The sequence below is a fragment of the Pseudomonas sp. WS 5078 genome (genome assembly GCF_012985745.1).
In the GTDB taxonomy this organism is placed as follows: Bacteria; Pseudomonadota; Gammaproteobacteria; order Pseudomonadales; family Pseudomonadaceae; genus Aquipseudomonas; species Aquipseudomonas lundensis_A.
Genome location: NZ_JAAQWX010000017.1, coordinates 1 through 19,665, shown reverse-complemented (window position 1 = coordinate 19,665; position 19,665 = coordinate 1). Strand labels below are relative to the sequence as shown.

Here is a 19,665-nt window from a genome sequence, read left to right as displayed (position 1 = left end):
GCCTGACACAAAAGGCGGCGCATTATAACCAGCGTTCCCGTATTCAGGGCACTGCGTGCAGCGTGCGCCTTGATCTGTGTACTGGCTGTGAAGGAAAAATCTGCTAACAATGCACACGATGCGTATAACAGCAGCTACGCCATAATGCGCGCCGAGATCATAGGAGCATCTAATGAGCAGCACTGCACACACTGCTGAAGGCGAAAAAATTCTTATCGTGGACGACGACCCGGGCCTGAGCAGCCTGCTGGAACGTTTTTTCACCAGCAAAGGCTATCGTGCCCGCGCGGTACCAAACGTCGAGCAAATGGACCGTTTGTTGGCCCGCGAGGTGTTTAACCTTGTTGTATTGGACCTGATGCTTCCAGGCGAAGACGGTCTGTCCGCCTGCCGCCGTTTGCGCGCTGCGAACAATCGCGTGCCAATCATCATGCTCACGGCCAAGGGCGATGAACTTAGCCGTATCAAGGGCCTTGAACTGGGGGCCGACGATTATCTGGCCAAGCCATTCAACCCCGATGAACTGATGGCACGGGTCAAAGCGGTGTTGCGTCGCCAGTCCGCGCCCGTGCCGGGCGCGCCGGGCAGCGAAGACGAAAGCGTCACGTTCGGTGATTACGAGTTGTCACTGGCGACCCGCGAACTGAAACGCGGTGATGAAGTTCACATGCTGACCACCGGTGAATTTGCGGTGCTTAAAGCGCTGGTCATGCATGCTCGCGAGCCGTTGACGCGCGACAAGCTGATGAATCTGGCGCGTGGCCGTGAATGGGATGCGTTGGAGCGTTCAATCGATGTTCAGATTTCCCGTCTGCGTCGCATGATTGAGCCGGATCCTTCCAAGCCGCGTTATATCCAGACAGTCTGGGGCGTGGGCTATGTGTTTGTACCCGACGGCAACGCCACCAAGTGATGGATCATTTGTAGGAGCGGGTCACACAGGTTGTTCACTACCTGAGTGGCCCGCAATTCCATTTCTGCGAATATCCCTGCGCGCTCCTGCAAACTGCAAAAGCATCAATCTATGAAAACCCCTCTCTGGTTTCCCCAAAGTTTCTTCTCGCGCACCCTCTGGCTGGTACTGATCGTCGTTCTATTCTCCAAGGCACTGACATTGGTGTACTTGTTGATGAATGAAGATGTCCTGGTTGATCGTCAGTACAGCCACGGCGTTGCCCTCACGCTACGTGCCTATTGGGCGGCCGACGAAGAAAATCGCGAAAAAATTGCCGATGCTGCCGGGTTGATCCGAGTGGTGGGTGGCGGTGTGCCCGAGGGGGAGCAGCATTGGCCGTACAGCGGCGCTTACCAACGTCAGATGCAAGCCGAACTCGGGGCTGATACCGAGGTTCGTTTACGTGTGCATTCCCCGCCCGCCTTATGGGTTCGAGCGCCGAGCCTGGGGGATGGCTGGCTGAAAGTGCCGCTCTACCCGCACCCGCTGCGCGGGCAAAAGATATGGAGCGTGTTGGGCTGGTTTTTGGCCATTGGCTTGCTCTCCACTGCGTCGGCGTGGATTTTCGTCAGCCAGCTTAATCAACCGCTCAAGCGCTTGGTGTATGCCGCGCGTCAACTGGGTCAGGGACGTAGCGTGCGGTTGCCGATCAGTGACACGCCGAGTGAGATGACGGAGGTTTACAGTGCTTTCAACCAGATGGCCGAAGACGTGGAGCAGGCGGGTCGCGAGCGAGAGTTGATGCTGGCAGGTGTTTCCCATGATTTGCGTACACCGTTGACGCGTTTGCGGTTGTCGCTGGAATTGATGGGCAACCACAACGACCTGACGGATGACATGGTGCGCGATATCGAAGACATGGACGCGATCCTTGATCAGTTCCTGGCTTTTATTCGCGATGGCCGTGACGAACTGGTCGAAGAGGTGGACTTGTGCGAGCTGGTGCGTGAGGTCGTGGCACCTTACAACCAGAACGAAGAACGGGTTCGTTTGCGTCTGCAACCGATTCAGCCGTTCCCGCTGCGCCGGGTATCGATGAAGCGCCTGCTCAATAACTTGATCGGCAACGCATTGCATCATGCGGGTGAAGATGTGGAAGTGGCTGCCTATGTGTCGGGCGATGTGAGTGCGCCGTATGTGGTGCTCAGCGTGATGGACCGCGGCGCAGGCATCGACCCTTGCGAACTGGAAGACATCTTCAACCCGTTCATTCGTGGCGATCGGGCACGCGGCGGGAAGGGGACCGGACTCGGGTTGGCCATCGTCAAGCGCATCGCCTCAATGCATGGCGGCAATGTCGAGTTACGCAACCGTTCAGGGGGTGGGCTTGAAGCACGCGTCAGATTGCCGTTGGGGCTGATGCTGCCCCGAGGCGCGGTGTAAATACGCGACGAAGGACGCGCGAGGCTGTCGGTGGACGCAGCCTCGCGTTGTTTCTTGAAAGGCTACGGGCGTCAGCCTTTGCCTTTGGTTCTTGTCAGGTTCGGCCCGCTGTTTTTCTCCAGATGTTCAATGATGATCCCTGCCACGTTTTTGCCCGTGGTGGTTTCGATGCCTTCCAGACCCGGTGAGGAGTTGACCTCCAGCACCAACGGGCCGTGATTGGAGCGCAGGATGTCCACGCCCGCCACGCTCAACCCCATCACCTTGGCAGCCCGAATGGCGGTCATGCGTTCTTCCGGGGTAATCTTGATCAGGCTGGCGCTGCCGCCACGGTGCAGGTTGGAGCGGAACTCACCCGGCTTGGCCTGGCGTTTCATCGCCGCAATCACCTTGTCACCCACCACGAAGCAGCGAATATCGGCGCCACCAGCTTCCTTGATGTATTCCTGCACCATGATGTTTTGTTTGAGGCCCATGAAGGCTTCGATCACGGATTCTGCCGCCGTAGCGGTTTCGCACAGGACAACGCCGATGCCTTGTGTGCCTTCTAGTACCTTGATCACCAAGGGGGCGCCATTGACCATTTCGATCAGGTCGGGGATGTCATCCGGTGAGTGCGCAAAACCCGTCACCGGCAACCCCAGCCCACGCCGCGACAGCAATTGCAGGGAGCGCAGTTTGTCCCGCGAGCGGGCGATGGCCACCGATTCGTTCAGCGGGAAAACCCCCATCATTTCGAACTGACGCAACACCGCGCAGCCGTAAAACGTGACCGAGGCACCAATGCGCGGAATCACGGCATCGAAGCCTTCCAGCGGCTTGCCCCGGTAGTGGATCTGCGGCTTGTGGCTGGCGATGTTCATATAGGCACGCAGGGTATCGATCACCACCATTTCGTGGCCTCGTTCTGTCCCGGCTTCAACCAGGCGACGAGTGGAATACAGACGCGGGTTACGCGACAGCACAGCGATCTTCATGCAGCACCTGTGGCAGAAAGGGTAGTGACCGGAAAAACCGGTTTGTCTTGAACGTATTTGAGGCCCGGATTAACGACCAATTGGCCATCGATCAGGGCTTTCGAGCCGAGCAGCAAACGGTAACGCATGGACTTGCGGCAAGCGAGGGTGAACTCCACCGGCCAGACCCGATCACCCAGCGCGAGGCTGGTGCGGATCACATAGCGCACTTGCGTATGCCCGTTCGAGCTTTTAATGGTTTTTATCGCCACCAACGGGGCTTCGCAACGGCGGTGACGCAGTTGCACCAGCGTGCCCAAATGCGCGTTGAAACGCACCCACTCGACACCGTCGCGCACAAAAGGCTCGATTTCAGTGGCGTGCAGGCTGGAAGTACTGGCACCGGTGTCGATTTTGGCGCGCAAGCCTGCGACTCCCAAATCGGGAAGCGCCACCCACTCGCGCAGACCGACAACGGTCAGATGATCAAATGTCTTCAATATGAGTAACCGCGATTAACGTATCCAGGCCGCAGGACGAACCTCGGCCAACGCTTGGAATGCAGGTCGGGCGAACCAGTAACCCTGCATCAAAAATATTCCACAATCGGCCAGGAAATCCCTCTCGCCAGCGCTTTCGATGCCTTCGGCTATGACTGTAACGTTCAATTCAGAACACATCATGACAACGCCGCGCACAATGGCCTGACGCGCACGGTCCTGATCGACATCGCGGATGAGTGCCATGTCGAGCTTGATCAGGTCAGGTTGAAAATCCGCCAATAAATTGAGCCCCGAATAGCCGGCTCCGAAGTCGTCGATCGCTGTCTTGAAACCGAATTCGCGGTATTCACGCAGAATATGGGTCAAATGGCGATAGTTATCTATGTGTTCGCTTTCCAGCGTTTCGAAAATCAGCTTGTCGAGCGGGAAATCATGGGCTTTGGCGGCCTCCAGGGTACTGCGAATGCACAGTTCTGGCCGATAGACCGCGTTGGGCATGAAATTGATTGATAGATGTTGCTGCATGCCCAGCGTGGCCGCACCCTTGATCGCGCGGGTGCGACACGCCTGGTCGAAGCGGTAACGATTGGTGTCATTAACTTGCTGCAATACCTCGAACGCGCCTTCACCGGACGGGCCTCGGACCAGTGCCTCGTGAGCAAACACCGATTGATCGCGCAGGTCCACGATCGGTTGGTAGGCAAACTGAAAATCGAACCCCAGCGGCGTGGCTTGCCGGCAAGCGTCGCAGCGGCTTTTGGCGCCCGTCAGGGAATCGGGGAAAAACGTCATGGGACATAACCTCGCCAAAGGCGCTGAGAGGAGCGGCATTCTAGCCGGGTGCCAGATTCATCTATTCGTTAGAAACGGTAGTACAGTTCTGACCCTGCCAAAGAAGAGGAATTCCAATGGCTCAGAAGCAAGAAGAAGACGATAAGGTCCGTTTGGACAAATGGTTGTGGGCGGCGCGTTTTTTCAAAACCCGGGCACTGGCCAAGGCGGCCATTGAAAGTGGCAAAGTCCATTGTCGAGGTGAGCGCTGCAAACCCAGTAAAGAACCGCGGGTAGGCGATGAGCTGCAGATTCGTGTGGGCCTGGAAGAGCGAACGGTAGAAGTCAAAGCGCTCTCAGTCGTGCGTGGTGGCGCACCGCAAGCGCAATTGTTGTACGCCGAAACAGCGCAAAGCATCGCTAAACGCGAGCACGCTGCCGCGATGCGTAAATCCGGTGCAATGGGGATCACTACGGAAGGTAAACCGACTAAAAAACAACGGCGCCAACTGCATCAGTTTCATGATGCCAGCGGCGCCGAGTAGAGCGGCGTTTGAACCGCATGCCAACGCGGGTTGCTTAACCGCGCACGATGCTCATGCGAGACACCAGTGGCAGACGCTGCAACAGCGAAAAGATCGGCGCTGTCACGCGCAGCAGAAGATCCGACGCCCGGGCCGCGAACGGGGTGTAATAGCCCCAGCCCAACGCCAGCAAGGCCAGAAGCAAGCCGCCGATGTAGTCGTCCTGGCCCCAGTGGGCGCCGGCCACGAGCCGCGGCATCATGAACAGCAGCGTCAGGCCCCAAATCACGACTTTCTGGCCAGCGTTGCGGCTGAACACGCTCATGAACAGGCCCCAAATCAACAGCACAGAGGCGTGATCGCCCGGAAAACTCTGGCTGGAGCGGTCTTTGAGCTCCCAGGTTTTTTCCAGGCCGGGGAAGTAATCGCTCAGGTGAATGGCGTCTTCAAACACCATCGACGGGCTGTTGTGCTGCCAACCCATCGCGGCGGTGAGTTTGGAAAACAGCGCGCGGATCACCACCAGCAGCAACAGGATCGCCAGAAAACCAAACAGCGCGCGACGCACCTGAGTGGCTTCAAACACCCAATTACCTTTGATCAGCAAAGCCAGCATGATCACGCCGACAACCACATCGAAAGGGCGAAGACTTGCAACTGCCCACATGTGGAGCCATATAGGGTTATCAGCCAATGGACGATTGAGCAGATGGAACAACCAGTCGTCGAAAGTCAGGCAGAGAATTTGGCCGAATGGCCATAACCAGAAACACAAAAGCCCCAGAGCGAGTAAATTACACCCCGCTAGGGCTCCGAGGTTCCACCTTGTTTGGAACAGAGTGGGATTGTTCATGACATGCCCCCTTGGCTGGGTCTTTGCACCCGATAGGTGCTAAAAACGCGCCTTTATAAAGACTCGAACACATTTTGTCACCAATTTAGAACCCTATTCCTATGTCAGATTTACGCAAAACCGACTTCACGCAACGTTTCATTTTTGACAACAGCGACACCCGCGGCGAGCTGGTTTCGCTGGATCACAGCTACGCTGAGGTCTTGGCCAAGCACGCCTACCCTGAGCCGGTTCAACAACTGCTGGGCGAGCTGATGGCTGCTGCGGCGTTGCTGGTCAGCACCTTGAAGTTCGACGGTTTGCTGAGCCTGCAAGCCCGTTCCGAAGGCGCCGTTCCGTTGCTGATGATTGAAATCACCAGCCACCATGAAATTCGCGGGCTGGCCCGATTTGACGCGGACCAGATCAAACCGGACGCGACCCTCAGCGACCTGATGCCCAACGGGGTTCTGGCCCTGACCATCGACCCGACCATCGGCAAGCGCTATCAGGGCATCGTGGACCTGGACGGCGATGATCTGTCGGCCTGTTTCACCAATTACTTCGTGATGTCGCACCAGGTGCCTACCCGTTTCTGGCTCGCGGCTGATGGAAAGCGCGCGCGTGGCATGCTCTTGCAGCAACTGCCTGCCGAAGTCATCAAAGACGAAGACGAACGTGCGGAGTGCTGGAACCGCCTGAATGCGCTGGGCGATACCCTGAAGGTTGAAGAGCTGTTGGGGCTGGATAACCAAACCATCCTGGTGCGTTTGTTCCACGAAGAAGAAGTACGCGTTTTTGTCGATGAATGCATCGAGTTCAAATGCAGTTGCTCGCGCGAGCGGTCTGGCAATGCATTGTCCAGCCTGGGTCATGACGATGCGCTTGCGCTCGTCAAAGAACATGGCGGTCATATTGAAATCGATTGCCAATTCTGTAACGAGCGCTACCTGTTCGATGCAGCAGACGTCGATCAATTGTTCGCGGGCGCCGGTGTAGAGACGCCTTCAGGCACTCACCACTAAAACGTTTCAGCGCAGGTAAAACCCCTGTCAAAGCCCGGTATAACGCGGTTCTGACAGGTGGGGCCTACTATTTTTGGGCGTTTCTGGCATAATCCGGCCCACTTTTTTCGCGGTAGTAGTGCAAAATTTTCTACTACAAAACGTTTGGCGCAATCGGCCAATGGCCGACGGGGAACCTCATGACGCAAGCTAATAACGCCGTGTACACCGATCTGAGCATCGACGATCTGGTCAAAGAAGCCCTGAGCCGTGGTGAAGGTGAGCTTGCCGACAATGGCGCACTGGTTGTTAAAACGGGCCACCGTACCGGCCGTTCGCCAGCTGACCGCTTCATCGTTGAAGAGCCTACCACCCAGGACGCCATTGCCTGGGGCCCGATCAACCGCAAGTTCCCGGCTGACAAGTTCGACGCACTGTGGGACCGCGTTGCGGCCTACCTCGGTGAGCGCGAGCGTTTCGTTTCCCACGTTCATGTAGGTTCTGACCCGGCGCACTACCTGCCCGTGAAAATGACCACCGAAACCGCTTGGCACAACCTGTTTGGTCGTTGCCTGTTCATCAACCCGGAACAATACAACCCGGCTGGCAAAGATGAGTGGCAAGTGATCAACGCACCGAACTTCGTGTGCGAGCCTGAGCGTGATGGCACCCACTCTGACGGTTGCGTGATCATCAACTTCGCGGCCAAAAAAGTATTGATCGCTGGCATGCGTTACGCCGGCGAAATGAAAAAAGCCCTGTTCTCGGTTCAGAACTTCCTGCTGCCAGCCGTTGACGTCCTGCCGATGCACTGCGCGGCCAACATGGGCGAAGACGGCGACGTGACCCTGTTCTTCGGTCTGTCCGGCACCGGTAAAACCACCTTGTCGGCTGATGAAAGCCGTTACCTGATCGGTGACGACGAACACGGTTGGGGTGTGGGCGTGGTGTTCAACATCGAAGGCGGTTGCTATGCCAAGTGCATCGACCTGTCCGAGAAAAACGAGCCGGTCATCTGGAAAGCGATCCAGCACGGCGCCGTTCTGGAAAACGTCGTACTCGACGCCAACAAAAAGCCTGACTATGCGGATGACAGCCTGACGCAGAATAGCCGCGCCGCTTACCCGCGTGAACTGATTGAAAAGCGCGCCCCGCTGAACCTGGGTGGCGAACCTAACGCCGTGATCTTCCTGACGTGTGACCTGACTGGCGTACTGCCGCCAGTGTCGATCCTCAGCGAAGAACAAGCGGCTTACCACTTCCTGTCTGGCTACACCGCACTGGTAGGCTCGACTGAAATGGGTTCGGGCAGCGGCATCAAGTCGACGTTCTCGACGTGCTTCGGCGCGCCATTCTTCCCGCGTCCTGCCGGTGAATACGCTGAGCTGCTGATCAAACGTATCCGCGGTTTCGGCTCCAAGGTTTACCTGGTCAACACCGGCTGGACCGGCGGTGGCTACGGCGTAGGCAAGCGTTTCAACATCCCGACCACCCGTGCCGTGATCGCTGCGATCCAGAGCGGCGCGCTGATCGGTGCTGAAACCGAGCACCTGGACATCATCAACCTGGACGTGCCAAAAGCCGTACCGGGCGTCGACACTGTACTGCTCAACCCGCGCAACACGTGGGCTGACAAAGCCGCGTACGACGAAGCCGCCAAAGCATTGGCTGGTCTGTTCACCGAAAACTTCAAGAAGTTCGACGTGAGCGATGCAATCAAGGCTGCCGGTCCGAAGGCGTAAACCTTCGTACCGAATGCTGATTGACCAAAAAGCCGCCTGAGAAGGCGGCTTTTTTGTACCTGTTAATCAGGCTTCAAGGCTGTCGGTGTCCCAGTGCTGCGCCACAATTGCCGCGTACAGCATGCCAATCGTCAAGGGCACTTTGCTTTCGCGGCCCTTGGCACTGCGCTTGAGATGCGGGTCATGCCCCGCAGGCTGAAAGTAGCGATAGGCGTCGTAATCCTCCAGCGTCAGCCCGAAGCGCTCTTCCAGCGCCTCCATCAACTGTTGGGCATCCCGGCCATTGCAGCCCAGGTCAAGGTTGATCGACGTCTTCAGGCTGACGGTTTTGTGCTCTGGCAGACCGATTTCTTCATGCAGCAATTGCATCAGCTCACGCAAGGCGGGCGTGTCGGGGAGGTCGGTGGCGAGTTTCATGTGGTGTGTCCGTAAACCCAAGGTTGATGAAGTACAACGCCGTTACCCAGTTGTACCGGCTTGCAATCGAAAATGGCCGTGCTCGTCATAAGCGCAGTGTTCGGCTCACCGTCATTGCGGGCGAGCTTACCTTCAGCCTCGTCGGCCTGCATTCGGTTTGCGCGTGCTTACATTGGCTGCCGTTTAACCGCTCAAGCTTCAGAGCGGAATGCAAACCTCGGTTTTGTGTCTTTGGTTGAACTTAAGGATTATTCCTACAACTGATTGCTACTTCCTGCCATACAGTGATTAGCCAACTCGGGGGGGGGGTAAAAATGGCTCATCATGGTTACATGTCAATCATTGGAAAAAAAACAAGGGCTCATCTCTTCCGGCTGCTCCAGCCAAGATTCAATCGGTAATAAATGCCAAGTGGGTCACTTTGATGAAATCATGGTGTTAGCGTATTCCCACGACATGGTGGCAGGTAGTGATGGGAGCGTCACTGGCGGACGCGGGCAACACAAGCCAGTTGTCATCACCAAGAACATCGACAAATCTTCGCCATTGATTGCCGGGGCATTGCATGATGGGGAAGAAATCGAATGCTCCATTGATTTTTACCGTACGTCTTCGATAGGTAGTCAGGAAAAGTACTTTACGGTTCGTTTGGCCGGCGCTCGGATTGCCTATATGAACGCACACGTCCCTCATAGCATCAATATGGCAGACGGTCAGCCACAAGAAATTATTGCTATCCGTTATCGCGATACTACGTGGACACACGTACTAGCGGGTACCAGTTCATACAGTACCTGGGAAGTCCAACTATGAGCGACCAACACTATGACATTCATGATGTGACTAAATCGGCAACAGATCTGATGTCTTTCGGCTGTACTTCAAGCGGTACGTATCTGCCTGACAGTGTCTTGCAAATCAAATTCAGCGCAGTGATTGCCCATTATGTGAATGCTGTTATCCGGGACGTAAGTGAGGGCGTTATCAGTGCTTGGGAAGGTGTTCAAGAGTTGAGGGATGAGTACGACCAGCTGGCCGAAAAAGTGATGTTCTACGCTAAAAACGGCATCGGCATTGCGGGAGGTCTTGTGCAAATAAAAACAGGGGCTGAGATAACAATCGCGAGTAGAGGTCTGGGGGCTCCTTATGGTGTATATATGATGGGGCACGGCTACAACAACATACATGAAGGGGTTTTGAATATATATAACGGTAATAATGATACTGTGGGTCCTGTGAGACAGCTTTACAGAGATAAATTTCAGGGGGATTACAGTGGTGATATGGCCTATTATTCTGTCGACTTGATCGTGTCAGGTATTGGGCTTGGTAGGCAGGTTCGCAAAGACGGTGCGTTTAAGCTGTTTCGTACTATCGCGGACGATTATGAACGAGCATACAAACAAACAGGGAAGCTATCCCTGGCGCTAGAAGCCCTTGTCGATAGCATCACAATACAGTCTCTTTACACTGCCATGAAACCAGATGACGCTGCTGAAAAATAAGGTGGTAGTGTCAGTGTAAGAGTGTTTATAGCCATCCCCCGAAAGCTCAGGGTTACATAACTCATGCCAATAACGTCAATGGCTGCATGAATACAATAAAAAGTTAAATCAATCCAGCGTCTTTAAAGTGGGCGATCTGTTTATTGGTCAAGTGATTAATGAGGAGCAACTTTTTGATCCGCCCATCACTGGTGCCCTGAGCGGTTAATCCATTAATTTATTTTTTATCACGCTCAGCTTCGCTTTATATACCGAGCTAATGATGGCCTCAGCCGTTTTATTCCACTTGAACGGCTTGGCTGAATGCTCATTATGAGCCTCGATAAATTGACGGATAGCCACCTTTAGGTCGGCGACGCTGGTGAAGGCACCCCGGTAGAGCGCTCGTCTTTCCAGTTGTGCAAACCAGCCTTCCACGGCGTTCAGCCAAGACGCGCTGGTTGGTGTGAAGTGCAATTTGAAACGCGGATGCTTTTCCAGCCACTGCTTGATTACAGCCGTTTTGTGGGTCGAACTGTTATCTAGAATCCCATGCAGATCCAGTCCGGCTGGCGTGCTGCGTTCAATCTGTTGCAGGAAAGCCAGAAACTCTTTGGCTCGATGGCGCTGGGTAATCCGTCCGGTTACTTGGCCGGTCATGATGTCGAAAGCCGCGTACAGACTCGCCGTACCATGGCGCTTGTAATCATGCGTCCGGCGTTCAACTTGACCTGGGCGTAGCGGGAGCATCGGTTGGGTGCGATCCAACGCCTGGATCTGGGTTTTTCGTCAACCGACAACACCAGGGCATTATCCGGTGGGTTCAGATAGAGCCCGACCACGTCGACTACCTTGTCGGCGAAATGAGGATCGTTGCTGATTTTGAAGGTCTTAAGACGATGGGGTTTGAGGTCGGAAGCGGCCCAGACCTGCCGAACCTGCCACGTGGTAACCCGCGCATACTTGGCCATCAAACGGACGCTCCAGTGAGTGGCCTCCTGGGGTACACGCCGGGTAGTCAGTGTCAGGATTTCATTGATTTTATCGGGCCCAAGTTTGAGTGGCTGGCCGCTGCGCGGCATATCGCTCAACCCTTCGATTCCCGCCTCCAGATAACGTTTTCGCCACTTGAATACCGTCGGCGGCGTAACCTGCAACTGCTCGCTGACGGCCTTGGGCGTCAATCCGTCAGCCAGTAGAAGCAGGATACGCGCTCGCTGGGCGAGGCTCTGTTCCAGCGTACTCATACGCAACCAACCTTGCAGGGCGATGAGATCAGAAGGCATTAAAGCGAAGGGGGGAAGTCGGTCGGGCCATGCGCATAACCAATCCATGACATTGGACGCACAGTATATCGTTACCATTAGATAGATAAATTAACCGCTCAGGCCACTAGGCGCGTTTCGGTCACGTAGTAACGTAGACCTTTCATATGAGTGATCACTTTTTGGTATGTTTACGAGCGTTTGGGAGTTTTCTTGTATTTTTTATCATGCATGCCCTTCAGTTTGAGGTGGCGACGAGGGTATTAGTCTCTATATCACACCTCTAAATCTAGGTATGGCATAGCGTAGCCCTACTATGCTGATAGCGGTATAAATAACAATGGCTGTTTCCCAATAAATGTTCTGATGGAGGGTGGTGAATTGTTCGATCACCCAAATAATGATCATGGTATTGAATACGCCGGAAGATAAAACCATCAGTATGACAATTGTGTAATAGCGTAAGTTTTCCCATTTCATACCGCCTGTTCCTCCCGTTAAATTCGATTACTTGCAAGTTTTTCGGATTTAGGCGCTGGCCGATAGGCCTGCACCGCCTCTCGCGGGCTTAAAGTCCGTCAGCTCACTCCTCCGCCTTCAGAGCCTCGACAGTTGCGAATGATGTCAAGCTGCCGCAGTGCGTCGCTTTGATCGTCTCAAGGTTGGTAGGGGTCGCACTGACAGCAGGCCTTTTTTATTGCTGTTGCGGGCGACGCGGGTTAACCAGATGCAGATAGCGTTGGAGCGTGTGAATGCCCTCGGCGCCAGTATGAAGGTCGCCTCTTCCCAGATGTGTTCGTCGAGACGGGCTTGGGCAACGGCATCGGCAGACTTTAATTTTCGTTCTGACGCTGAACTAGATTGTAGACCAAGGAGGTTAATCAATACCCCGGCGTATTTGCCCGCCGCGTCCATCAAGCAGAGAGTTCTTGGGTGGCAGACGGGAGTGCATCCAGTAAAAATGTCTACTTTTCAACATCCAACGACCCTGGATGTTCGTAGCAATAGCAGGAGTAAAACCGCCAGGTTGGATATGCACCCGTCTCGGCTACTCGCTGAAAGATCGTGGCTCGCGGCATTAATGACTCTATGGTGACCGGGCTTAAGCGCTTGAGGGGGCTGGTCGAGGCAAGAAGTTGCGATCGCTGTGCAGCGCTCAACCCATCAGCACAGCAGGGCAGGGGGTATCCCTGGCTGAAGGTCTGCCTTCGTAGATCAACACCGAACAGTTGAACTCGACCCTGTATCATTCCCTTTCAATTTCCCCTGACCTTTTCTCGATCCGTTGCGCAGCGGGCGTTAGCCTGGCGGGCTTTGCAACGGTCAATGGAGTGACAGTGATGCACAACACCCTGGAACAGGTTTTCGGTTATCCACAATTTCGTCCCGGCCAGGAGGCGGCCATCCGTGCGGTGTTGGCGGGGCGCTCAGCGGCTGCGATTTTCCCCACGGGCTCCGGGAAGTCGCTGTGCTACCAGCTGCCTGCTCTACTGTTGCCGCATCTGACGTTGGTGGTCTCGCCACTGCTGGCGCTGATGCAGGATCAACTGGCATTTCTCCAGCGCCACGGCATCCCGGCGGCCAGTATTGACTCGGCACAAGGTCGCGATGAAGCCAGTTCGGTGATGGCGCGGGCCAAGTCGGGGGAGTTGAAAATTTTGATGATTTCGGTTGAGCGTTTGAAAAACGAGCGCTTCCGAAATTTTCTGCAGCAGGTTCCGATTTCTTTGCTGGTGGTGGACGAGGCGCACTGTATTTCGGAATGGGGCCATAACTTCCGACCCGACTATTTGAAGCTTCCGGACTATCAGCGCCAGTTCAATATCCCACAAGTGTTGTTGCTTACGGCCACCGCCACGCCTGCGGTCATTGTGGACATGCAAACCAAGTTCGCGATTGCTGAAGCCGATGTCGTCACCACCGGTTTTTACCGCGCTAACCTCAATCTGTGGGTCGAACCTGTCACCGGTGCTGCCAAGCGCCAGCGGTTGGTGCAGTGGATGGGAGAGCGTCAGGGCCAACCGAGTATTGTCTACGTCACCTTGCAGAAGACGGCCGAGCACATCGCTCAGCACCTGAATCAGCACGGCGTCAGCGCCAGTGCCTATCACGCCGGTTTGCCCCACGATCAGCGCGAAAGTATTCAGCGTCAGTTCATGGGCGGGCAGTTGAACTGCATCGTTGCCACCATCGCCTTTGGCATGGGCATCGACAAAAGTGACATCCGCAATGTGGTGCATTTTGACCTGCCCAAGTCGATCGAAAATTACAGCCAGGAAATCGGGCGGGCAGGGCGCGATGGCCAAGCGTCGGATTGCTTGGTGCTGGCCAACCGGGACAGCCTCAATGTGCTGGAGAACTTCGTCTATGGCGACACCCCCGAGCTGCAAGGCATTCGCACGGTACTGGAAGACGTGCGTGCGGCAATCGCGGAGGGTCAGTGGGAATTTATGCTCCTGCCCTTGTCCGATCAGAGCAATATCCGTCAGTTGCCCCTGAAAACCCTGTTGGTGCAACTGGAACTGCGTGGCCTGATTGCACCGCGCTATGCCTACTTCGCGGAGTACCGTTTCAAGTGCCTGATCGAGCCCGAGGCCTTGTTGGCCCAGTTTGAAGGCGAACGCCGGGATTTTGTGTCGGGCATCATTCAGACCTCCAGCCGCGCCCGAACCTGGTGGACGGTAAATTTCGATGCGCTGTATGAACAGCATCAGGCTGAGCGCAATCGCGTGGTCAAGGCGCTGGACTATTTTCAGGAGAAAGGCTGGATTGAGCTCGAAAGTAAGCAGATGACCGACGTTTACAGCGTGCTGGTGAACGAGGTGGACGTGGATGCGCTGAGCCTGGAGCTGCATCGCTACTTTACGGCCCATGAACGTGCAGAAATCGCGCGCATTCACGCCATGTTGGCGCTGTTTGCCAGCGACACGTGCTTGAGCTATCGCTTGGCGCAGTATTTTGGCGACGACAATGCACCGCAACGTTGCGGGCATTGTTCGGTTTGTGCCGGGCAGGTGGCGCAATTGCCTGAGCCGCCACCGCTTGCGCCGCTTGTGGATAAAAACGTTGAAGGCTTATGCGGCCCGTTTATCCACAGGCATCAGGAATACACGGGCTGTTATCCCCCGGCAGAACGGCTGACCCGCTTCTTGTGCGGTATCAGCGTGCCCATGTTTACCAAGATGAAAGCCCGTGCCATTCCGGGGTTTGCCGCCCTTGAGCTGTATCCCTACGCTGAAGTTCGCGATTGGGCCGCGCGGTATGTGCAAGGGGCTTGACCCGAACCTCAGGCACACGAACGTGCCAACCCCCATCCCTGAGGGTTGGTTTCAACGCGTTACATCAAAGGATGTCTTTGTAGGTGTTGGGGCTGTACGCAAGGCTCTGCGACAAACCGGCCACTGGCTGGTAAGGCGCACCTTTAATGGCGCTGAAGGCGATGCCTTTGCTGCCCAGTGATGCGTAACGTTCGTTTTTCTCCGACTCCGTGATTTTGGTGTAGGAATACTTATGCATCGCGGCGTATTTCGCATCGTCACTGACGATGGCTTTGTGCTGGGCTTCCAGATCCGCAGCAGACAGGTTCAAGCGCTTATCCAGCGCCACGCCCCAGCGGGTCAGGCAGGTTTCTGCGAAATGACGCACCACCATCCCTGGCGCGACCAGCACCTTGGCGCCTTTGTCACCATCAGGCGCAGCGTTGCCCACCAGCGTGGCATGGCGCCCGGCCATTGGGTAAATGTGGACGCGCGTATTGGATGCCGTTTCCGGGACCACGCAAGAAAACCCTTTGGAGCGTTCGTCACGGGCGAAAAAGCCCACGTACTCCTGAACGTTTTTACCCAGCTCAACCCGCGAATTCTGGAAGTTAAGCGGGCCCGGCACCGGGTCCACGGCGAAAATGTTGACCGCAATGTTTTTCAGCTCACTGTCGTTGAGCATGGCGTTAGCCAACATGTGGCAACTGACGGCGCCGCGACTCCAGCCCACCAGATTGACCTTGGTCGGAATCACGCCGTCCTTGCGGAAGGTTTTGATCAGCTGCTCTTGCAATTGTTGCTGGGTCACGCTGCGGTTGCCGTAATCGTATTTGCGCCACATCCATGAACCGGTAACGGTCACGTCTTCGATCGGGATGCCGGCCGCTTTGAGACGGTTATATTCCGCTTCGGTGAGCTTCTCGCGTTGCCATTCGCACTTGCCTTTGAGAATGCTCAGCGCGTGCTTCACGTTCTCTTCCCAGCCGTTGCCGAACAGGCTGCCGGTCATGCCGTATTCCTTGTTCTGCACGAACATCTCATCGGCTTGCAAGTTGCCGCTGCCGGGGCCATCGACGACGATCCACTCAGCAAATTCTCGACCTGTGCTGTGGGACGCCAGCGTCGAAATCAGCTCGCCATTCCAATAGTTCTCGTGGGTCGCGTCGAACTTGGTGGAGCCGGTGCCGCAGAAATAAACAGTTACTGTAGTCACGATAAATCCTTGCGTTCATTGGAGAGAACGCAAGGTAACGATCGGAAAGCTCCTGCATCAGAAGGAGATTTGGCCGCTATGGGAATACTTTCCTTAGCTGTTTGCAGTCACTGTTGCTGGCTTACCCCAATAGCGCTTTGAGCACGCGGGTAAAGTCTTGGCTGCTTTCGATTTCATCAGCATGGTGACCCTCACGCACTACCCACTTGCCATTGACCAGCACATCACGCACCTGACGATCACCGCCTGCAAACAGCCAGCGGTTGAGGATGGCATCTTCGTGTGCCGTGGCCAGATACGGGTCGTTGCCGTCCAGCACAAGCCAATCGGCGCGTTGGCCTACCGCCAGCCCGGCAACCGGTTGCCCCATGGCTTGCGCGCCTCCAGCCAGCGCCGCGTCAAACAGCGTACGCCCCACCATGGGCTGACCGGCGCGATGCAACCGGTTACGGCGCTGGTCGCGCAAGCGCTGGCCGTACTCCAGCCAGCGAAGTTCTTCCACCACGCTCAAGGAGACGTGGCTGTCGGAACCAATCCCCAGGCGGCCGCCCTGTGCCAGATAGTTCACTGCCGGGAAAATACCGTCGCCCAGATTGGCTTCGGTGGTCAGGCACAACCCGGCAACGGCCTGGCTACGCGCCATGCGCGTCACTTCGTCAGCGTTGGCGTGGGTGGCATGCACCAGGCACCAGCGTGCATCGACCTCAACGTTGTCATACAACCACTCGATCGGACGTTTGCCGCTCCAGCTCAGGCAGTCATCCACTTCCTTCTGCTGTTCCGCGATGTGTATGTGTACCGGGCACGTGCTATTGCTGGCGCTCATGACCTCATGGATTTGCTCCGGGGTCACAGCGCGCAACGAGTGAAAACACACGCCCAGGGCTTGAGCCGGTTGCCCGGCCAGCAACGGCGCTAACTGTTGCTGCAATTTCAGGTAATGCTCTGTGCTGTTGATGAAACGCCGCTGGCCGTCATTTGGCGCTTGGCCCCCAAATCCGGCGTGTGTGTAAAGTACCGGTAGCAGCGTCAGACCTATGCCCGTATAGCGTGCGGCCTCACTGATTCTTAACGCCAGCTCGGCCGGATTCGTGTAGGGCTTACCTGATAGGTCGTGGTGAACGTAGTGAAATTCAGCCACCGAGGTATAACCGGCCTTTAGCATCTCGATGTACAACTGGCGGGCGATGATGCCCAACTGTTCCGGGCTGATTTCGCCGACAAGGCGATACATCAAGTCGCGCCATGTCCAAAAACTGTCATTGGGGTTGCCAGCCACTTCCGCCAAACCGGCCATGGCACGCTGGAACGCATGGGAATGCAGGTTGGGCATGCCTGGCAACAATGGGCCATTCAAGCGTTCGGCTCCTTGCGCGTGGGCATCGGGCTGGATTGTCGCGAGCCGGCCATCTTCACCGATCTCTATTCGGACATTGGTCGCCCAGCCTGTGGATAACAGCGCACGTTCGGCAAAGTAGACGGACATCGGTTTCGCACCCTATTGTTTGTTATTTGTATATACATATACAGACGTTTGCCTGCTCGGTAAACTCCGGCAAGCTACGCATCTTTACTCATCAACAAGGAATGCCCGTGCCGACTCCGCCTGCCGTGAACCCGCTGGCTGCCCAAATGGGCGATAGTCCGGCGCCCCTGTACGCCCGCGTTAAACAGATGATCACTCAACAAATCAAGAGTGGTAACTGGCCGCCGCATTACCGTGTGCCTTCGGAAAGCGAGCTGGTCAGCCAATTGGGCTTCAGCCGTATGACCATTAACCGCGCTTTGCGTGAAATGACAGCTGACGGCTTGCTGGTCCGCATGCAAGGGGTCGGCACATTTGTGGCCGAGCCCAAAACCCAGTCTGCACTGTTTGAAGTTAACAACATCGCTGACGAGATTGCCGCCCGTGGCCATGAGCACAGCTGCAAGGTCATCAGCCTGGGCGAAGAAGCTGCCGGCTCCGAACGTGCGGCGGTGCTGGACATGCGCGAAGGGCAAAAGGTTTTTCATTCGTTGATCGTGCATTACGAGAATGGAATTCCTGTGCAAATTGAGGACCGTTTCGTAAATGCGCTGGTAGCACCGGATTACCTCAAGCAGGACTTCACCCTGCAAACGCCTTACGCCTATCTGTCTCAAGTCGCACCGTTGACGGAGGGTGAACACGTGGTCGAAGCAATTCTGGCTGACCCGAAAGAGTGCAAGCTGCTGCAAATTGAACCCGGCGAGCCCTGCCTGCTGGTTCGTCGTCGGACCTGGTCGGGACGCCAGCCCGTGACGGCGGCCCGGCTGATTCATCCCGGCTCCCGCCATCGCCTTGAAGGACGTTTCAGTAAATGAATGCATTGAGCGTTTTACGCGCCGCTGATTACCCGCGCATGCCGTGGAAAAACGGCGGTGGCAGCACCGAAGAAATCACCCGCGATGCAGGTGAGGGGCTTGAAGGTTTTGGCTGGCGCCTGTCGATTGCTGACATTGGCGAGTCGGGCGGTTTTTCGCAGTTCGAGGGCTATCAGCGCATCATCAGCGTGCTACAAGGCGCGGGCATGAATCTGCAAGTGGACGGCGCGCGCACGCGTGCCTTGTTACCGTTCGATGCGTTTGCCTTCAGCGGCGAAAGCGCAGTGAGCTGCACCCTGATAGATGGGCCGATCCGCGATTTCAACCTGATTTACGCCCCGGATCGCTTCCGCGCCCGCCTGCAATGGCTGGCGGCTACAACGCCGCAACGCTTTTTCACCTCGGCCCACACCGTGCTGGTATTCAGTGCCAGCGAGCAGGTCCAGGTCGGTGTCGGTAACACCCATCATGAACACCTTGGCCGTTACGATTGCCTGCAATTGAGCAATGCAGATCGGTTGCTGGAAATCACCGTCACAGGGCGCTGCTGTGTGATTGAGTTAAGTGCCGCCTGATGCATATCGCATAGCAGCGGTCTGCCGCTGCTGTGCGCTCACCTTGGGGCCCGTTTGTTACCGAATGCCTCAGAACAGCGCAAAAATTTCCTCTCGTAACATCTCTCTGCCTTCTCTCTTTCCTTCCAGAAAATCCCTCACGGTGCTCCGGACCACTATTTTCGGGGTTCTCGTCATTTTCATGGGAAGAATTCCCAAATTGGCCGCTTACTTGCATATGCTTGTATGTACAAGTACATAAGTGTGCGTCTGCCCATTGCTGAGGAGTTACCCGTGACTTCAACAACCCCTAAATCGCCAGCCGAGTCCACCCGTCACCGCGAAGGTGAAATCCGCGCCGCCCGTGGCACCCGTCTTACGGCCAAAAGCTGGATGACCGAAGCCCCGTTGCGGATGTTGATGAACAACCTTGACCCGCAAGTGGCCGAGAACCCGACC

Annotated in this window: 18 protein-coding genes and 1 pseudogene; 11 read left to right on the top strand and 8 right to left on the bottom strand. The window is 55.9% G+C overall.

Annotation, left to right across the window (positions count from 1 at the left end; all coding sequences use genetic code 11):
- The first annotated feature begins 172 nt into the window (after nucleotides 1-172).
- Both ompR and HBN68_RS19340 read left to right on the top strand, forming a co-directional pair.
- The gene (gene ompR / locus HBN68_RS19345) at nucleotides 173-913 is read left to right on the top strand and encodes a two-component system response regulator OmpR (RefSeq protein WP_047272927.1); all 741 of its coding nucleotides are present in this window, start codon (nucleotides 173-175) and stop codon (nucleotides 911-913) included.
- Nucleotides 914-1,024: 111 nt separating this feature from the next.
- A complete protein-coding gene (locus HBN68_RS19340) occupies nucleotides 1,025-2,338 on the top strand; it encodes an ATP-binding protein (RefSeq protein ID WP_094994279.1) in 1,314 nt (437 codons plus the stop codon).
- A gap of 71 nt (nucleotides 2,339-2,409) precedes the next feature.
- Here the strand turns inward: HBN68_RS19340 and rimK are convergent, their stop codons facing one another.
- Genes rimK through HBN68_RS19325 form a run of 3 tightly spaced genes read right to left on the bottom strand, consistent with a single transcriptional unit; the run spans nucleotide 2,410 to nucleotide 4,589 of the window.
- Nucleotides 2,410-3,315 carry a 30S ribosomal protein S6--L-glutamate ligase gene (gene rimK / locus HBN68_RS19335; protein WP_047272929.1) on the bottom strand — a complete coding sequence of 302 codons (906 nt, stop codon included), beginning with the start codon at nucleotides 3,313-3,315 and terminating at the stop codon, nucleotides 2,410-2,412.
- Entirely contained in the window at nucleotides 3,312-3,761 is a 450-nt protein-coding gene (locus tag HBN68_RS19330) for an ATP-dependent zinc protease (RefSeq protein ID WP_169964677.1), read from the bottom strand. Before HBN68_RS19330 ends, rimK begins: the two co-directional genes overlap by 4 nt.
- A gap of 48 nt (nucleotides 3,762-3,809) precedes the next feature.
- Nucleotides 3,810-4,589 (bottom strand): EAL domain-containing protein, encoded by a 780-nt coding sequence (locus HBN68_RS19325; protein ID WP_094994277.1) that lies wholly within the window; start codon nucleotides 4,587-4,589, stop codon nucleotides 3,810-3,812.
- Nucleotides 4,590-4,705: 116 nt separating this feature from the next.
- Here HBN68_RS19325 and HBN68_RS19320 point away from each other — a divergent pair, with 116 nt between their 5' ends.
- Nucleotides 4,706-5,113: an RNA-binding S4 domain-containing protein gene (locus tag HBN68_RS19320; RefSeq protein ID WP_094994276.1), complete on the top strand. Its 408-nt coding sequence runs from the start codon at nucleotides 4,706-4,708 to the stop codon at nucleotides 5,111-5,113.
- A gap of 34 nt (nucleotides 5,114-5,147) precedes the next feature.
- On the opposite strand, the gene HBN68_RS19315 is transcribed toward HBN68_RS19320, so the two are convergent.
- Nucleotides 5,148-5,945: a phosphatase PAP2 family protein gene (locus HBN68_RS19315; protein ID WP_094994275.1), complete on the bottom strand. Its 798-nt coding sequence runs from the start codon at nucleotides 5,943-5,945 to the stop codon at nucleotides 5,148-5,150.
- A 101-nt stretch (nucleotides 5,946-6,046) separates the two neighbouring features.
- Between HBN68_RS19315 and hslO the strand changes: the two genes are divergently transcribed.
- Both hslO and HBN68_RS19305 read left to right on the top strand, forming a co-directional pair.
- Complete coding sequence (gene hslO / locus HBN68_RS19310) at nucleotides 6,047-6,949, top strand: Hsp33 family molecular chaperone HslO (protein WP_169964534.1); 903 nt, start codon at nucleotides 6,047-6,049, stop codon at nucleotides 6,947-6,949.
- Nucleotides 6,950-7,128: 179 nt separating this feature from the next.
- Nucleotides 7,129-8,670, top strand: coding sequence for a phosphoenolpyruvate carboxykinase (locus HBN68_RS19305; protein ID WP_094994272.1), 1,542 nt, complete (start codon nucleotides 7,129-7,131; stop codon nucleotides 8,668-8,670).
- 66 nt (nucleotides 8,671-8,736) lie between these two features.
- Here the strand turns inward: HBN68_RS19305 and HBN68_RS19300 are convergent, their stop codons facing one another.
- Nucleotides 8,737-9,087, bottom strand: a complete 351-nt coding sequence (locus HBN68_RS19300) for a DUF1493 family protein (protein WP_169964532.1) — start codon at nucleotides 9,085-9,087, stop codon at nucleotides 8,737-8,739.
- Nucleotides 9,088-9,429: 342 nt separating this feature from the next.
- Here HBN68_RS19300 and HBN68_RS19295 point away from each other — a divergent pair, with 342 nt between their 5' ends.
- Entirely contained in the window at nucleotides 9,430-9,900 is a 471-nt protein-coding gene (locus tag HBN68_RS19295) for an Hcp family type VI secretion system effector (RefSeq protein ID WP_346010220.1), read from the top strand.
- Nucleotides 9,897-10,592, top strand: a complete 696-nt coding sequence (locus tag HBN68_RS19290) for a DUF4225 domain-containing protein (RefSeq protein WP_169964530.1) — start codon at nucleotides 9,897-9,899, stop codon at nucleotides 10,590-10,592. Before HBN68_RS19295 ends, HBN68_RS19290 begins: the two co-directional genes overlap by 4 nt.
- Nucleotides 10,593-10,796: 204 nt before the next feature.
- On the opposite strand, the pseudogene HBN68_RS19285 reads toward HBN68_RS19290, so the two are convergent.
- Nucleotides 10,797-11,888, bottom strand: a pseudogene (locus HBN68_RS19285) (IS630 family transposase).
- 1,288 nt (nucleotides 11,889-13,176) lie between these two features.
- Here HBN68_RS19285 and HBN68_RS19280 point away from each other — a divergent pair.
- Nucleotides 13,177-15,114, top strand: a complete 1,938-nt coding sequence (locus tag HBN68_RS19280; protein ID WP_169964527.1) for an ATP-dependent DNA helicase RecQ — start codon at nucleotides 13,177-13,179, stop codon at nucleotides 15,112-15,114.
- 64 nt (nucleotides 15,115-15,178) lie between these two features.
- Here HBN68_RS19280 and HBN68_RS19275 read toward each other — a convergent pair whose 3' ends face one another.
- Both HBN68_RS19275 and HBN68_RS19270 read right to left on the bottom strand, forming a co-directional pair.
- The gene (locus HBN68_RS19275) at nucleotides 15,179-16,309 is read right to left on the bottom strand and encodes a hypothetical protein (protein ID WP_169964525.1); all 1,131 of its coding nucleotides are present in this window, start codon (nucleotides 16,307-16,309) and stop codon (nucleotides 15,179-15,181) included.
- Between the two features lie 121 nt (nucleotides 16,310-16,430).
- A complete protein-coding gene (locus HBN68_RS19270) occupies nucleotides 16,431-17,795 on the bottom strand; it encodes a formimidoylglutamate deiminase (RefSeq protein WP_169964523.1) in 1,365 nt (454 codons plus the stop codon).
- A 101-nt stretch (nucleotides 17,796-17,896) separates the two neighbouring features.
- Here HBN68_RS19270 and hutC point away from each other — a divergent pair, with 101 nt between their 5' ends.
- The 3 genes from hutC to HBN68_RS19255 form a co-directional block, all read left to right on the top strand.
- Nucleotides 17,897-18,652: a histidine utilization repressor gene (gene hutC / locus HBN68_RS19265; protein ID WP_169964521.1), complete on the top strand. Its 756-nt coding sequence runs from the start codon at nucleotides 17,897-17,899 to the stop codon at nucleotides 18,650-18,652.
- Nucleotides 18,649-19,227, top strand: coding sequence for a HutD family protein (locus tag HBN68_RS19260; protein WP_169964519.1), 579 nt, complete (start codon nucleotides 18,649-18,651; stop codon nucleotides 19,225-19,227). Before hutC ends, HBN68_RS19260 begins: the two co-directional genes overlap by 4 nt.
- 273 nt (nucleotides 19,228-19,500) lie before the next feature.
- On the top strand, nucleotides 19,501-19,665 hold a 165-nt coding region (locus HBN68_RS19255; protein WP_169964518.1), incomplete at its 3' end, for a hypothetical protein.

Coding starts and splice junctions, on each gene's coding strand:
- ompR (WP_047272927.1), top strand. CDS start 173: ATGAGCAGCACTGCACACACTGCTGAAGGCGAAAAAATTCTTATCGTG.
- HBN68_RS19340 (WP_094994279.1), top strand. CDS start 1,025: ATGAAAACCCCTCTCTGGTTTCCCCAAAGTTTCTTCTCGCGCACCCTC.
- rimK (WP_047272929.1), bottom strand. CDS start 3,315: ATGAAGATCGCTGTGCTGTCGCGTAACCCGCGTCTGTATTCCACTCGT.
- HBN68_RS19325 (WP_094994277.1), bottom strand. CDS start 4,589: ATGACGTTTTTCCCCGATTCCCTGACGGGCGCCAAAAGCCGCTGCGAC.
- HBN68_RS19320 (WP_094994276.1), top strand. CDS start 4,706: ATGGCTCAGAAGCAAGAAGAAGACGATAAGGTCCGTTTGGACAAATGG.
- HBN68_RS19315 (WP_094994275.1), bottom strand. CDS start 5,945: ATGAACAATCCCACTCTGTTCCAAACAAGGTGGAACCTCGGAGCCCTA.
- hslO (WP_169964534.1), top strand. CDS start 6,047: ATGTCAGATTTACGCAAAACCGACTTCACGCAACGTTTCATTTTTGAC.
- HBN68_RS19305 (WP_094994272.1), top strand. CDS start 7,129: ATGACGCAAGCTAATAACGCCGTGTACACCGATCTGAGCATCGACGAT.
- HBN68_RS19300 (WP_169964532.1), bottom strand. CDS start 9,087: ATGAAACTCGCCACCGACCTCCCCGACACGCCCGCCTTGCGTGAGCTG.
- HBN68_RS19290 (WP_169964530.1), top strand. CDS start 9,897: ATGAGCGACCAACACTATGACATTCATGATGTGACTAAATCGGCAACA.
- HBN68_RS19280 (WP_169964527.1), top strand. CDS start 13,177: ATGCACAACACCCTGGAACAGGTTTTCGGTTATCCACAATTTCGTCCC.
- HBN68_RS19270 (WP_169964523.1), bottom strand. CDS start 17,795: ATGTCCGTCTACTTTGCCGAACGTGCGCTGTTATCCACAGGCTGGGCG.
- hutC (WP_169964521.1), top strand. CDS start 17,897: ATGCCCGTGCCGACTCCGCCTGCCGTGAACCCGCTGGCTGCCCAAATG.
- HBN68_RS19260 (WP_169964519.1), top strand. CDS start 18,649: ATGAATGCATTGAGCGTTTTACGCGCCGCTGATTACCCGCGCATGCCG.